This is a genomic window from Bacillota bacterium (assembly GCA_013177945.1).
Lineage (GTDB): Bacteria > Bacillota > DSM-12270 > Thermacetogeniales > Thermacetogeniaceae > Ch130.
The window spans coordinates 156,100-170,952 of sequence record JABLXW010000003.1 but is presented as its reverse complement, the minus strand read 5'-3'; the positions used below and the strand labels follow the sequence as shown (position 1 = coordinate 170,952).

The 14,853-nt window shown below is 50.9% G+C and carries 13 protein-coding genes; 1 reads left to right on the top strand and 12 read right to left on the bottom strand.

Translation table 11 applies throughout. The features are described 5' to 3' along the window. Positions 1 to 132: 132 nt before the first annotated feature. A complete protein-coding gene (locus tag HPY58_03320; GenBank protein NPV28686.1) occupies positions 133 to 2,349 on the bottom strand; it encodes a cell division protein FtsA in 2,217 nt (738 codons plus the stop codon). Between the two features lie 186 nt (positions 2,350 to 2,535). On the opposite strand from HPY58_03320, the gene HPY58_03315 reads away from it, so the two are divergent. After that, positions 2,536 to 2,898, top strand: coding sequence for a 3D domain-containing protein (locus HPY58_03315; GenBank protein NPV28685.1), 363 nt, complete (start codon positions 2,536 to 2,538; stop codon positions 2,896 to 2,898). Positions 2,899 to 2,900: 2 nt separating this feature from the next. Here the strand turns inward: HPY58_03315 and HPY58_03310 are convergent, their stop codons facing one another. The 11 genes from HPY58_03310 to HPY58_03260 all read right to left on the bottom strand — a co-directional run bounded on the left by HPY58_03310 (position 2,901) and on the right by HPY58_03260 (position 14,846). Continuing rightward, a complete protein-coding gene (locus HPY58_03310) occupies positions 2,901 to 3,671 on the bottom strand; it encodes a protein-glutamate O-methyltransferase CheR (protein NPV28684.1) in 771 nt (256 codons plus the stop codon). Between the two features lie 28 nt (positions 3,672 to 3,699). After that, a complete protein-coding gene (gene hemB / locus HPY58_03305; GenBank protein ID NPV28683.1) occupies positions 3,700 to 4,680 on the bottom strand; it encodes a porphobilinogen synthase in 981 nt (326 codons plus the stop codon). A 27-nt stretch (positions 4,681 to 4,707) separates the two neighbouring features. Then, positions 4,708 to 6,024 carry a glutamyl-tRNA reductase gene (locus tag HPY58_03300; GenBank protein ID NPV28682.1) on the bottom strand — a complete coding sequence of 439 codons (1,317 nt, stop codon included), beginning with the start codon at positions 6,022 to 6,024 and terminating at the stop codon, positions 4,708 to 4,710. Then, the gene (locus HPY58_03295) at positions 6,000 to 6,647 is read right to left on the bottom strand and encodes a bifunctional precorrin-2 dehydrogenase/sirohydrochlorin ferrochelatase (GenBank protein ID NPV28681.1); all 648 of its coding nucleotides are present in this window, start codon (positions 6,645 to 6,647) and stop codon (positions 6,000 to 6,002) included. Before HPY58_03295 ends, HPY58_03300 begins: the two co-directional genes overlap by 25 nt. Before the next feature lie 35 nt (positions 6,648 to 6,682). Continuing rightward, the gene (locus HPY58_03290; protein NPV28680.1) at positions 6,683 to 7,492 is read right to left on the bottom strand and encodes a formate dehydrogenase accessory protein FdhE; all 810 of its coding nucleotides are present in this window, start codon (positions 7,490 to 7,492) and stop codon (positions 6,683 to 6,685) included. 88 nt (positions 7,493 to 7,580) lie between these two features. Beyond that, complete coding sequence (locus HPY58_03285; protein ID NPV28679.1) at positions 7,581 to 8,240, bottom strand: formate dehydrogenase; 660 nt, start codon at positions 8,238 to 8,240, stop codon at positions 7,581 to 7,583. Continuing rightward, positions 8,233 to 9,030: a 4Fe-4S dicluster domain-containing protein gene (locus HPY58_03280; protein ID NPV28678.1), complete on the bottom strand. Its 798-nt coding sequence runs from the start codon at positions 9,028 to 9,030 to the stop codon at positions 8,233 to 8,235. Before HPY58_03280 ends, HPY58_03285 begins: the two co-directional genes overlap by 8 nt. A gap of 1 nt (position 9,031) precedes the next feature. Continuing rightward, positions 9,032 to 12,076 (bottom strand): formate dehydrogenase-N subunit alpha, encoded by a 3,045-nt coding sequence (gene fdnG, locus HPY58_03275; protein ID NPV28677.1) that lies wholly within the window; start codon positions 12,074 to 12,076, stop codon positions 9,032 to 9,034. Positions 12,077 to 12,389: 313 nt separating this feature from the next. Further along, positions 12,390 to 13,166 carry a twin-arginine translocase subunit TatC gene (gene tatC / locus HPY58_03270; protein NPV28676.1) on the bottom strand — a complete coding sequence of 259 codons (777 nt, stop codon included), beginning with the start codon at positions 13,164 to 13,166 and terminating at the stop codon, positions 12,390 to 12,392. 22 nt (positions 13,167 to 13,188) lie between these two features. Beyond that, entirely contained in the window at positions 13,189 to 14,157 is a 969-nt protein-coding gene (locus HPY58_03265) for a heptaprenyl diphosphate synthase (GenBank protein NPV28675.1), read from the bottom strand. 98 nt (positions 14,158 to 14,255) lie between these two features. Continuing rightward, positions 14,256 to 14,846 carry a UbiX family flavin prenyltransferase gene (locus HPY58_03260; GenBank protein ID NPV28674.1) on the bottom strand — a complete coding sequence of 197 codons (591 nt, stop codon included), beginning with the start codon at positions 14,844 to 14,846 and terminating at the stop codon, positions 14,256 to 14,258. Positions 14,847 to 14,853 lie beyond the last annotated feature (7 nt).

The following is a 14,853-nucleotide window of genomic DNA, read 5'->3' as shown; positions in this document are numbered from 1 at the left end:
TATGTGGCGAATATCTAGCATGAGACCTCACACTCCTTTTTGGGGTGATAGATTTTGGGTGCCGAGGTCTCTTTTCTTTTTAAGGAGCCGATCCCCTTCTTTTACCTACTGAAATTTTACATGGCCGTTGCATCAAGTGGGGGATGCTTTCTCAAAAGGGCTTCCTTCAAGCTGCCCTTCATCCTTCCAGTAAATCCGAATTTTATCACCATCCTTAAGAGGGGTTGTAAACTGGGCTTCCTGTCCGTTGACAAGCATGACAAGGCGTGCCGCAGCCCGGAGCGACTTCTGCTCAATAGTGATGTACTTAAAGACATCAGCCAGGATCGGAGTGGCTGTATTTTCGCTGCTTATTCTGATCTCATCACCATCTTCTATCACATCCTCAAGATCAACCTCGGTTCCGTTCTTTAAAATACGCCTCCCTCCCAAGGCTAAAGTGATCCGTTCACCGTTGACAAAAACCCCAATCTCTTTTTGGGCTAATCCAACCCCTTCCTCTTCCTGCAGCAAATCCTTAATCTGGTAAAAAACGGGGGTGGAGTCGTAAACCAGTTCGTCTCCTTCATTAATTTCATCTTCAAGCAGAGCGAGACGACGGTTTTTATAGATTCGAAAGGGATAGTAACTTACCTCCTTTGGCTTCCCGTTTAAAGTAACTTTTAGAATTCTCCGTGATAACTGAGATTCGGAAAAACCCAGTGCCGCCAGGGCCTCGAAAACCGTCCTCACCGGGCGGCAATTCACCCGAGCGCCATCTTCAAGAGGAGTATCTGGCGTTGCCGCTTTTCCGTTGACAAGAATTAAGGGCTCCAGTATTTTGGGGACTCCGTGATAAAATATTTTTACGGCAGGTACATCGGGAGGCAAAACATCTCTAACCAGTGCAGTGGCATCAAGGCCGGATTCCGGTTCCCCCACTTCGATTACAGCATCGGGAGGAAGAGGGGTATCAAGACCTGCCGGCACTCCGTTGAGAAAAATTTCGGCCGGCTGTCCCATTTTCCCTTTTATGATCCTGATTTTTCCATTTACCTCAACTGTCAGGGGGAGACCGGGCTTCCCGAGCAACTCCGTAAATCCCATTCCTGCCGCAAGGAGAGCATCGCCGACCGTGGTCTTTTCTCCCCGGAAAAACCTCACGCTTTTTCCGTTCACCTGAACCTGACTCAGGGTGAGGGCCTGGGGGCGCGCTGCCATCATTGCAATTCCCAAAGGAGTCACTCCCTCCGGGCCTGCAAGGATGCGGGTTAAACCCTCCACCCGGGGTACATCCTCGGAGCCCCGAACCGCCACCCGCTCCTTTGGAAGACCCAAAACGAGCGCCAGTTCCTCCGTGAGGCAGGGCGTCAAGCTCCCCCCTCCGATGCAGAGCACGGCCTGGGGAGGACCCTGATTTAATTCAAGGATGGTTTCACCAATGCGGCGGGCTATTTCCTGGATTGTTCCTCTTAAAGAAGCAATAATTTCCTCGCTCGACACCTTGTGCCGAATCCCCAAAACATCTTTAAAAGTGACAACTTCTTTTTCTCTTAGTTTTCGTTTCACCTGTTCTCCGACCATGAAATCTAAAAGATATAAACTGCACAGCTTCTCGGTAACCTCGTCACCGGCAAGAGGGACCATCGCAAAGGCAATCACGCTTCCCCCTGCAGTAACTGCGATATCGGAGGTGCCGGCTCCTATATCAACCAGAGCAAGATTCAGCTGGCGCATTGTAGGAGGGATGATGTATTCCAGAGCGGCGATCGGTTCAAGTGTCAGAACTTCTATTTCTAAACCGGCCCGCTCTAAAACTGCAATCAGAGAATCCACCACTACCTGGGGCAAAAAGGTTGCAATCAAATCTACTCCAAGCAGCCTTCCTCTGTGCCCTATAGGATTTCCAATCACTTCACCATCCAGAAGGTGCCTGACTACACTGTAACCAACGCAGTAATACTTATCTTTTTTTTCCTTATTTTGCGCCAGGGACTGTTCTGCCAAACGAATCGCTTCAAGTTCTAAACCCCGCACTTCATCCTCTTTGATTTCATACCACGGCGAGATAGTTCTTTCCAGCTGCTGGCGCCTTGTCAGTAAAGCCCTGCCAGCAGCAGCAACGGCAGCCTTCTGGAGGGAAAAACCTAATTTTTTCTCAAGCTGTCGTTTCACCTTGAGAACAACCCCGGCCACCTGGTTTACATCATGAATCTGTCCGTCAAGCATTGCCCTGCCCTGGTGTTCTTCCCGGAAAACAGCAAGCACTTTGGAAGATTCGGAACCTACCTGGACCACAAGACCCACGACAGACCTGGTACCGGTATCCAGGGCAAAAATAGTTTTTGGCTCGGCTCCCATCTCTCCCACCCACTCAAAAACTATTTCCAATTATTGACAAAATAATTTTCGATTCGATGGTTTAAGCTAAATTATAGAAACCGTGTCAAGGAGGTATTTTTTAACCAGATGAAGCTAAAACAGATTCTCTTAAGCCTGGCACTTGGTCTTGCCCTATCTTCTTGAGCATCTCCTCCTGCAGCATTTGCAAATCAGCTGCACAAAAATCAGCAGGCTGCAACATATGCCTGGCTTGACAACCGGGAAAGCTACCGTGCAGGCCGCTCTTTCCCGGTAGAGGTTACAGCCTACTGTCCATGCTCTCTATGCTGCGGCAAAAGCGACGGGATTACAAGCAGCGGCAACCGCGCCCGTGTAAACCGTACCATCGCCGTTGATCCTGAAGTGATTCCGCTGGGAAGTATTGTTTATCTGGAAGGAATTGGCACCTTCATTGCAGAGGATACCGGCGGCGCAATCAAGGGCAAGCGAATCGACCTGTTCATGGAAAGCCACAACCGCGCCCTGGCATTCGGAATCAAGAGAACAAAAGCATACCTTGTCCAGGAAAAAATTTGAATTTAAAGGACCCTTCTGTAAAAAAATGATGCAACGGCCTCCAATCCGAGCTGGGAGGCCTGGAAAATTTGTTCTGTGCTGCCGGTGAAGAGAACACCCCCCGGCCGCAGGGCGTCCCGAAATCGCTTATAGAGAAGCTCCTTTGCCTCCTCGGTAAAGTAAATAACAACATTTCTGCAGAGAATCAAATCGAAAAAGGAATCAAAGGGATCTTTGAGGAGGTCGTGGCGCTGAAAATTAACCAGTTTTTTAATTTCATCCTTAATCTGGTAAGTATCACCGCTCTGCAAAAAATATTTTCTCAACTGCTCCTTGGGAACGTTGGCAACCGCTTTTTCTTGATAAATACCGGCTCTTGCTTTTGCAAGCACCCTCTCATCAATATCTGTAGCTAAAATCCGGGGGAAGGGCCCAGCAACACTTTCCCGCAAGACCAAGGCAAGCGTATAAGGCTCTTCCCCTGTAGCACAACCCGCGCTCCAGGTCTTGGGGCGTGGGTTAACCTTTAAAATTTCCGGAAGGATCCTGGTTTTTAAAACCTCCCATTGAGGAGGATTCCGGTAAAATTCGGAAACATTGATGGTCAGGTGGTTGAGAAGCTTTTCCAGCTGCACAGGATTTTTCTGCAATTCGTGAAGGTATTCAAGATAATTGTGAAAACCCTGGGCGCGCATTAGTGAGTTAATGCGGCGCTCCATTTGAGGGCGTTTGTAGCTGGTTAAATCAATCCCGGTAATGCTTCCGATTTTCTTAATAAAAAGTCCATAATCCATTTGGCAGAAGACTGCACCACACTTCTGTTTAGCTTACCTCACGCAGCCAGTGGGCTGCGTCTCTGGCATGGTAAGTAACAATCAAATCCGCACCTGCCCGCTTAATTCCGGTAAGAATTTCAAGCACCGTGCTTTTTTCGTCAATCCAGCCCTGGGCTGCGGCAGCTTTCACCAGAGAATACTCCCCGCTTACATTGTAGGCAACAAGTGGACAAAGCACTCGTTCCCGAACCTCCCGGATGATATCGAGGTAGGCCAGAGCCGGTTTTATCATGACCATGTCTGCCCCCTCGGCCAAGTCCAGCAAAACCTCCTGCAAAGCCTCTCTCCGGTTTGCCGGATTCATCTGATAAGAGCGCCGGTCCCCGAAGGCCGGCGCCGAAGCGGCAGCCTCCCGGAAGGGCCCGTAAAAAGAAGAGGCAAACTTGGCTGCGTAGGAAAGGATGGGAATATGGGAAAAGCCGTGGTAATCTAATTTTTCGCGGATTGCCTTGACGCGCCCATCCATCATATCTGAAGGTGCGACAACATCCGCTCCAGCCCGGGCGTGGGAAAGGGCGGTTTGAGCCAAAAGGGGAAGTGTTTCGTCATTGGCAACTACCCGGTCCCTGATTACGCCGCAGTGGCCGTGGCTGGTGTAGCCGCAGAGACAGACATCGGTAATCACGATTAAATCCGGAAAGTGGGCTTTCAGCAAGCGAACCGCCTCCTGAACAACCCCCTGTTCGTCATAAGCCCCCGTCCCTGCCTCATCCTTCCCCTCAGGAATGCCGAAGAGCAGAACCGCCAGAATTCCAACCTCCCGTGCTGCTGCCACCTCCTGCAAGAGCAAATCAGGGGAAAAGCGAAAAACGCCGGGCATAGAAAGAACAGGATCCTTGCATCCAGTCCCGGGGCAGACAAAAAGGGGGTAGATCAGGTCCTGCACGGTAAGCCTTGTTTCCTGAACCAGCTCGCGCAAGGCAGGACTCTGACGCAGCCGGCGCAATCTCAACTGAGGATAATACAAGAAACTCTCCCTCCCTTCACCTGCCGATCACACTTCGCAGCTTTGAACTTCCGGAGAAAATGTCCCGCTTTCATCGCACTCCACTTCCAGGTCAAATAAGTTTTCCAGCACCTGGCTGTACAGATGGCCCTCGTGGGTGCCGGCATATTCTTTTAAACGCACGATCGGTGTATGCAAGAATTTGTTCATTAAAGAGTGGGCCAGGGCGCGGATTAATTTTTCGGAGCGCGCGTCCAATTTTCCCAAACGATTCAAATACCGCTTCAATTCCGCCTCTTTAATGGCTTCCCCCTTTGCCCGGAGGGCTTTGATGGTCGGAACAACCGACAGCGAACTGAGCCACCTCAGAAACTCCCCGACGGCCTCTTTGATCATTTCCTCGGCCGCCGCCGCAGCTTTCTTGCGCTCATCCATATGTTCAAGCACAACGTGCTCCAGGTCATCAATATCGTAGAGCACCACTCCGGGAATTTTTCCGACAGAGGGATCGATATCCCGGGGAACGGCAATATCAAGGAAAAAAAGGGGGCGCCCTCTCCTTGCGGCCACAGCCTGGCGAACCTGCCCGGCGGTGATGACAAAGTGAGGCGCGGCCGTGCAGCCGATGATGATATCCGCGCGCTCCAGTTGAGAGAAAAGAAGGTCGTACCGGATCGCCTCCCCGCCGTAGACCCGGGCCAGGGCTTCTGCCCGTTCAAATGAACGGTTTGAGACCAGGATAGTACTGACACCCTGGGCCACCAGGTGTTTTAAAGTAAGTTCACCCATCTCCCCTGCTCCAATGATGAGAACGGTACACCCCCGCAGATCACCAAATGTTTGTTTGACGAGTTCCACGGCGGCATAGCTAACCGAAACCGGGTGCTGATCGATCCCGGTGACGGTCCGGACGCGCTTTCCAATCCTGATTGCTTCCTGAAAAAGAGTGTTGACAACATTGTTTCCAACCTTCAGCCTGCAGGCCAGTTCGTAAGCTTCACGAACCTGCCCAAGGATCTCCGTCTCACCGAGGATCATGGAATCAAGACCTGCAGCAACACGGAACAAATGATTGATGGCTTCGTAACAGGTCCAGCTCTGGAAAAACCGGGAGGCCTCCCTGTCAGTGAGCTGCGCCTTGTTTTGGAGGTAATCTCCCAGAGCTTTAAGTCCTTCTTTAATTTGGGTTACGGCAGCATAAATTTCCGTGCGGTTGCAGGTTGAAAGAACAACACAGCCGTGCACGGGCGGCAATTCTTTGACTTCCAGGAGGACCGGAATGAGACCTGTTTTCCCAAAAGCAAGTTTTTCCCTCACCTCTACGGGAGCCGTTCGGTGATTTATTCCAACAGCAGCGATAAACATGCCTCCACCTGCTCCTTCAGGAGTTCTATATTTCCTCCTTTTAGCTGGTTAATTATATCCCGGGTTAAAATTTTTTCCCAAACCTTTTGACGCTGGAATTGATCGGGAATCTTGACCCGAATCTGCTCTCTCAAAGCTCCCAGTAAAAGGGCGAGTTCTCCGAATTCGGGGCCTATTTCGGTCTGCAAAAATTCCCGGAGGCGGCGTGCGAGCAGAGGATTCTTTCCCCCTGTAGAAATGCTGATGCAGAGGGGGCCCCGGTGAAAATATGCAGGAACGAAAAAGGTGCTTAAGGCCGGATTATCTGCAACGTTGACCAGAATTCCCCGTTCCTCACACATTCTTGCAATTTGCGCATTTAATGCCCGGTTATCGGTAGCAGCGATCACCAGCCGCATCCCCTCAAGATCACGCTCTTCAAACCCCCTGCGGAAGTACTGAAAATCCCCCCGCGCGGCCGCCCGGGCCAGAACCGGAGTTAATCTGGGGCTGACCAAAAAGATCGCCGCTCCGCATCTTTTTAGCCCCGCTACCTTCCGCTGGGCAACCTTTCCACCGCCGACAACCAGGCACTTCTGCCCCTCCAGCTTCAAGCAAACGGGATAGAGATTTGCCTGCTCCATAAGGTTTCCCCGCTTTTCAGGGAGATCTCCCAACTTTATTGAAGTATTTTGCCTCCGGGACGCGTAAATCCTTCTCGAAAGGCGATCATATCCAGCAATAAGGTCCTGACATCCTCCAGCACCCAGTCATCATGCCCTGTTCCCTTTTTCTCATTATAAGTTTTCAGGTAACCCCGGCATTTTTCGCAAACGTAGACTTCGTACCCCGTGATTTCGGCCACTTCAAAATACCTGAAACTCCTGTGCTCCTCGTTGCCGCACCAGGTACAGACAAGGTAGCGGTAGCACCACTCCGTAGCGCAGAGAGGGCATACCAGCACTCTCTTCCCATCCTCCCTCCGGAGGTAAGAAAGGAGGGGTTTTTCGCCGCAAACAGGGCAGTAATCTCGCATCCATTGCTCGTCCTGAATCAAAGAACGAGCCTGAAGAGCAAACTTTTGCAGAAAGGGGCGCATGGTCTGGTAAACAATGAAGTCTAGAAGTTCGGTTTCCTCCCGCAAATCAGCAGGGGGAGAAAAACTCCTGTTTTGCTTGAGAAAATCTTCGTAAACCCGGGGATGGGCAGCCAGATATGCACCGATTTTTTCAAGCTCAAAATTTTTTTCAGGTCGGTGTTTCGAGACTAAACGGCAAATTTCCTGCTGCAGCTCGGAACACAAACAAAGATCAACAAGGGGTAAATAGAAACTCAAGAGATTTTCACCCTGGCCCAGGCGCCGTTCAACCTCTTCTTGAGAAAGAGAGGGTTGAAAGTGGGAAATTTTCGGCAGGTAACTTTCCTGAAGCGCAAGCAGTTCGGCAAACAGGTTAAAGGCGCCCTCGATGATATTGTTGAGCTCTGTCAAGACAGTCCCTCCTCGCAGTTCTGGCAAGAAATAACAGAATAAAAGAGGGGGTGCTTTCCCAACCCCCTCTTTGAAATTTTAAAAAGCATCAATCCTTTCCATAAAGCTCCTGGTACCACTTTGTATGGTGGTGCTTAGCCCAGCTGGCTCTCACCTTTCCATCGCCGAACATCGCCCAGAAAGACTCACCAGAACCAGGGTGAAGGGAACCCAGATAAGCGTGAAACATAAGCTGGGCGGTCCCAATGATCCAGGCAACGTCATGAACAGGATAGGCAAGGCGAACCAGCCAGGCAGGAAAATTGCCAGGAAACCACATGACGATTCCACTTAAGGCGATGAGTAAGCCCATCAGCGGAAAAAGGAAAGAATTTATTTTCTGACCGGCATTGATCCTGCCCTGGGGCGGCATCTTGACAGGAAAACCCAGAAAATCAAGGGGAAACTTCATCATGAACTCAATTTCGTCTTTGCCCCAACTGGCTGCTTCCTTCATCCAGTTTACGAAGCTGCGCGGCCTCAGCAGAAGCCCAATTAAGGGAATTGCGATAAAGATGACTGCCATGATTCTGTGTACCAGATTTGCCCCGTTTACTCCTCCAAAAACCGGCGCAAGCCAACCACACCACTTAGAAGAGAACATCACCAGACCCGTTAAGAGCAAGATAAACCAGCAAATGGTATGGCTCCAGTGGACAAACCGCGCCCCGCCGCTGCACTTGAGAATTCTCTCTTCGCTCTTAGCCATGGAGTTTTTCCTCCTCGTGGGCAGCTTTGCCGGCCCCCATCAGGCGGGTTGTGAAGAAACTCAGAACCGAACCCGCTGCGGTGAGGGCAATCAGCCACGGCCCGTAAGGTTTAATGTAATCGTTCCAGGCAATCGTAACAGGCGAAACCTTGGGATCTTCGGGGAGACCATATTTGCTGGGGCGATCTGCAAGGACGTACAAAACATTTGTTCCTCCAACCTCGGTTTCCCCATAGACATTTGCCTGCGGACAACTGGGAAGGAGGGAGTTCACCCGCTCTTTTGCCAGGGCCAAAAGCTCCTCCCTCTTCCCGAACTGGAGTGCACCGGTTACACATGCTTTAACACAGGCAGGAGCCAGCCCTTCAGCAACCCTGTTTGCACACAGGGAGCATTTGGTTACTTTATCAATTGCAGCATTGTACTTAGGCACATGGAAGGGGCAGGCATAAGTACAGTACTGGCAACCCACGCACCTGGTCATATCCCGGACAACCGCGCCCGTCTCCGTTCGCGAAATCGCCTTCCGAGGGCACACCTTCATGCAGGCGGGGTCCAGGCAGTGCATGCACTGGCGCTTCGCAAAGTACCACTTTAGCTGCCCGTTTTCTTCGTACTCGTTATACGCCACAATGGTAAAGTTATTTGCCGTCAGGTCCGGGTGATTCTGGTATGTTCCCTTAAAGGTAGTGGGCTCAGCAGGGAGCTGGTTCCACTGCTTGCAGGCCACCTGGCACCCCCGGCAGCCGATGCACTTTGTTGTATCGATGAGTAATCCCAGATACGCCACTTTAGCTCACCCCCTTGTAGACATTGCAGAGCCAAGCCTTATATTCCGGAATTGTCGTGTTGGCATCACCGATATGGGGAGTCAGCCTGTTTGCCGGATCGCCAGTAGCCACGCCCTTGTACCCATAATGCCAGAGAATTCCGATTTGGTGGATCTTCTTCCCGTTTATATTGAAGGGCTTGAACCGCCTGGTGACACAGGCGATAGCAGTTACCTTCCCGCGCGCCGATTCTACTGTAACCACATCTCCATTTTTAATTCCTTTTTCTTCGGCCAGCTCTTCGCTCATCTCCACAAACACATTCGGCATTAGCTCTGCGAGCCACGGCAAGTTGCGCGTCATCGCCCCGGCCTGCCAGTGCTCAGAAACCCGATATGTTGTCCCGATAATCGGATATTTATCAGGGGTACCCTGCTCGTTCATAGGCGTATTCCAGATCTTCACAGCCGGGTTCAGCTGAACTGAAGAGAGGAGATTTGGCACCGGGCTCTCCCAGGGTTCGTAGTGCTCGGGGAAGGGTCCATCGGCCATTTTCGCAAAGAGGCCGCCCACACCGTCGTCCTTCATGATGAAGGGTTCTTTTCCGCCCGGATCCGAAGGTGCCAGCGTCGGCTTGAAATCAGGCACATCGAAGCCTACCCATTTTCCTTTCTCGCCCTTGGCCGGATCGCCTTTGGTGGGATCCCACCAAATCAGCTTCTTAATCTCAGACCAGGGTCTGCCCTCCAGATCTGCAGAACACCTGTTATAAACGATCCGCCTGTTAATCGGCCAGGCAAAGGCCCAATTGGGATACTGACCAATGCCGGTAGTATCTCTGTTGTCCCGCTTCTGGGTTTTGTTCCCCTCCTCCGTGTACATGCCGCAGAGGACCCAGACGCCGCTGGAGGTAGTCCCGTCATCTTTAAGATCTCCGAATTTCTCCATAAGCTTCCCGGTAGTCAGGTCATAGCCGTTGATCTCCCGCTGGACTTCATCTAAAAGCTTCTCTTCCTCCTCGCTGTAGTTCCAGGTGAGATCGATGATTGGCTTATCTTCCGGTTTCGTGCTCCCTGCATACAAACTCTTAATTCTTTTGCCCAGTTCGTAAACAATTTCGAGGTCGCTGCGCGATTCGCCAACGGGGTCGACGGCCTTCCAGCGGAACTGCACCCAGCGCCCGCTGTTTGTAACCGTTCCCTGCTTTTCAAAAGACGAACAGGCAGGGAGGAAGAAAACCTCTGTCTTGATTTTTGCGGGATCAACACCGGCCTCTCGAGACCAGAAGGCAGATGTTTCCGTTTCCCAGAGGTCAACGGCCACCATCCAGTCTAAATTTTCCAGAGCCTTGGCCTCTTTATTGGCGTTGGGGCCTCCGACAACAGGATTTGAACCAAAAACAAAGAGCCCTTTAATAACGCCGTCGTACATCGCCTCAAATAAGCCGATATGGGTGTAGTTCCGGTTGGCATCGCGCTTGGGAAGGTACTGGTAAGCGAATTCGTTTTCCCTGGTAGCAGCATCTCCGAACCACGACTTCAGCATACTGATGAGGAACTTGGGCCTGTTGCTCCAGAAGCCTGCCTTCGGGGTCTCCTTCTTGACGTAGCCTTCGAGGGTTGCGTATGCCGGATCGTTCGTAGGCGCCGGGTTGTAAGCTGTAAGGTAATGGCTGAGGAGCCCCATATCCGTGGAGCCCTGGACGTTGGATTCGCCCCGCATCGCCGCGATGCCTCCTCCCGGCACCCCGATATTGCCGAGCAGCAACTGGAGAATTGCATAGCTCCGGACGTTCTGGGAGCCTACTGTATGCTGGGTTGTCCCCATCGCATACATGATTACTCCGGACTTATCCGGCGCCCCTGTTGCCCCGAAAGCTTCCGCTACCTTTAAATAAAGATCTCTCGGAGTTCCTGTGATCTTGCAGACAGTATCTACATCGTACCGTTCATAATGTTTTTTGAGAAGCTGGAAGACGCAGCGCGGGTGCTGTAGTGTCGGGTCTTTGAGCGGTTTTCCCTCGGCATCGGTTTTATATGTCCAGGTTTTCTGATCGTATTTCCTCTTCTCAGGGTCATATCCGCTGAAGATCCCGTCTTTGAAATCAAACCCGTCATCGATGATAAAAGCAGCATTGGTATAATTTACTACGTAGTCGTGGTGGTAGAGCTTGTTTTGAATAACGTAATTAATCAAGCCCCCGATAAAAGCAATATCTGTACCCGAACGGAGTGGTGCATAGATATCCGCCATTGCCGAAGTCCGGGTAAAACGTGGATCTACGTGGATAATCTTGGCCCCCCGCTTCTCTCTGGCTGCTGTCAGCCACTTAAAAGACATCGGGTGGTTTTCCGCAGCGTTGCTCCCGATGATCAACGCACAGTCGGTATTCTGCAAGTCGTTCCAGTGGTTTGTCATTACACCTCTGCCAAAAGTTGGTGCCAGACCGGCAACCGTCGGAGAGTGTCATATCCGTGCTTGATGCTCGAGGAACACCACCCCGAGACTCCGCATTAACTTTGATATAAGGTAGCACTCCTCGTTATCCAGAGCCGCCCCGCCCAGGCTGGCTATGGCTTCCGTCCTGTTAACAGTAACTTCTACCTCTTTTTCCGCCCCGGTTTCGGGATCCTTTGTTTTTACTTTCTCCTTTGAGATAAAGCTGGAATCACGAGTTTCCTTGACTTTTTGTGCAATTTTTTCTAAAACCCAGTCCCAGTCCTTTTCCTCCCAATGGTCGCTTCCCGGCGCACGGTAAAGAGGCTTCCGCATCCGCCGCGTGTTGTCATAAATCTGGTAAAGCGCGGCCCCCTTGCTGCATGTGGACCCCTGATTAATGGGGTGATCAGGATCACCCTCGGTATTGATGACCTTTCCCTCTGCAGCATATACTACTAAACCACAACCGCACCCGCAATAAGGGCAAATTGTAGGAACCGGTTGAACGTTCTTGATCCGGAACTCTCCAACCTGAGCCCATGCAGGCGCGAGGTCGAAACCGAGGGCCGGCAAGGTGGCAACCGCGGCGCCAGAGATCTTGAGGAATTCGCGCCTTGTCAGTCTCACCTAATCCCTCACTCCTTTTTTCTTTTTTGGGCACTGAAGGAACCCTTTTTCGGAAAAAGGCCCCTCTTTCAACGAACTGCGCCTTTTCGTTTCCCGGTCTTGAAAACAAAAAACCTCCCCGCTCCTGAGTTTTTTTCACCCCCCATCATTTGTAATTAAATACAATTAAAATGAGCAATTTTAAGAAAATAAATCTAAGACAACAGTCCCTGTATAATATTCGTCAGCTACTTAAAAATTCCTGCTTTGTACAGAAATAAAAAGGTCCCCCCTTCAGAGGGAATTATTCCAAAAATTCAAAATAGTTGTCCTATCAAATAGTACCTTCCTCCTCTGCGAGTTCGCTAAACCGGGCATGCCTCTTTCTGGCTACTACTTTAGCCACAAGAATCCCCACTTCGTAAAGAACAAGCATCGGTGCCGCCATAATTGACTGGGAGAGAGGATCCGGGCCCGGGGTCAGGATCGCCGCAAGGATGAACGTGAAAACAATTGAATATTTCCGATTTCGCACCAGCCATTCGGGGGTAATCACCCCGATTTGGGCGAGAAAATAGACAATTAAAGGCAGCTCAAAAATTAGCCCGAAAGGAATTAAAAAGGTCAGGGTGAAGGAAAAATACTTGCTTATTGTCAGCATCGGCTCGAATTCCCCGGCAAGCTTGATTAAAAAGAAAACCGCCACCGGGAAAACTGCAAAATAAGCAAAAACAACCCCCCCTGCAAAAAGCAAAATGGAAATGGGAACAAGTCTGAGGATGTACCTTTTTTCATGAGGGTAAAGAGCAGGAACTAAAAAGCGCCAGAACTGCCAGAGTATAACAGGAGAGGCGGCAATCACCCCCGCCAGCAGGGCAACCTTGAATTTAGTGAAGATGCCCTCCGTCATTGCGGTAAATACAATATCATGGCCCAGATCCCGGACGGGCTTTGTAAGAACCGCCAGAATCTGGTCCACAAAAAAGAAGGAGGCGATGCTGGCAATGCCAACTGCAACAAGGGAAACAATAATGACCTTCCGGAGTTCTTCAAGGTGTTTCAGCAAAGGCATCGCTTCCTGTTCTGCCTCATGAAGTTCTTTTTCCGTCATGCTATCCCCTCCCTTACTGAGTTTAAAAATCCCGGTTTCCGACAAAATCCGTGATTGCAGCTAGAATTTGCCGGGGCGGGAGATCTGGGAGCAGTGCAAGCTGCTGTTTTGCCTTGGCAAGGTATTGATTGCAGAGGTTCTGTGCAGATTCCAGGGCACCCGAAACCCTAATCAACTCCAAGATCTCTTCCCATTCCGGCTCTCCTTTATTTTCGCTTAAAATAAGCTGCGCCAACCGGGGCCCCCAGGTTTCATCCTTTAAAGCATAAATGACGGGCAGGGTGATAATTCCCTGGCGCAGGTCGCTCCCGACAGGCTTCCCAAAAGTTTCTTCATTCCCCACAAAATCAAGAATATCATCGCTAATCTGGAATGCCATTCCTATATAATAGCCGTAATTCTTCAAACATCTCCCAACAACAGGCGGGGCGTCGCTGGCCACAGCACCGATCAGGCAGCAAGAAGAAATGAGAAGAGCCGTTTTTCGTTTGATTCGCCGCAGGTAAGCACGAACCCCCTGATCGAGTTTTCCGGTTGTTTCAATCTGCTCAATTTCACCTTCGCACATTTTAAGGCTTACCTCAGCAAGGATCCGGGCAATCTGAGCGTTTCCGTGCCTGGCAACAAGTGTCAGGGCCTGGGCAAAAAGGTAATCCCCGGTATACAAAGCAACGGGATCTCCCCACCGCGCCCTCACCGTGGGCAGGCCCCGGCGCGTGGGAGCACCGTCAATGATGTCATCGTGCACGAGGGTTGCCATGTGAATCAACTCAATCGCGACTGCAAGCGGCCCCAGGCGTTCGAGTATATAATTAGAAAACTTCCCGGCAAGAAGGACAAAGGCGGGGCGCAGCCTTTTTCCGCCGGCCCTGAGCAAATGGCCTGCGGACTCCCCCAAAACGGTCTTTGAGGTAAGGGCATACCTTTCCAACTCGGTTTCCACATATGCCAGATCGCTGAAAATCTCTTTTAAAATATCCCGGTAATTCATTAGCCCCACCTGAAGAAAATCGTCAAAGAAATAATTCGGGAACCCTCGGCAAACTCCTTTCAAGCGCAGCATGAAACTTTTTTCAATTTTCTGTTCGGTTAAGGAAAACGGTGCTCGTACCCTATTAAATTGAGAAGGCGCGCTGTAAAAAATTCTACCAGGTCCTCGATACTCCGGGGGCCGAAATAAAAGGCGGGCATCGGAGGGACGATATGAACACCGATTTCCGCGAGGGTAAGCATGTTCCTGATCTGGATGGGGTTGAGCGGCGTTTCGCGCGGCACAAGCACCAGCGGGCGCCTTTCTTTCAGCGTCACATCTGCAGCCCGCTCTACGAGGTTCCGGGACATGCCTCCTGCAATCCCCGCAAGGGTAGCCATGCTGCAGGGAACTACGAGCATTCCTTTTGTTGGAAAAGATCCGGTTGCAAGACAGCAACCAACATCCCGCCAGTCAAAGTAGGAAAGAGAATCATCCCTGGGGGCGTATCCCAAATAACCCCTGAGCTTCCGTTCGATTTCCTCTGGTGTTCCGCCCAACGTCCAGCCCAATTCGTCTTTGACCACACGCATTCCCGGCTCTGTGATGACTAAACAAATTCTTGTCTTGTGCACTTTTAAAGCTTTTAAGAGTTTTTCTGCGTAAATTGCTCCCGTAGCACCAGTAATTGCAAAAACCCAAGTATCCATCCAAAAT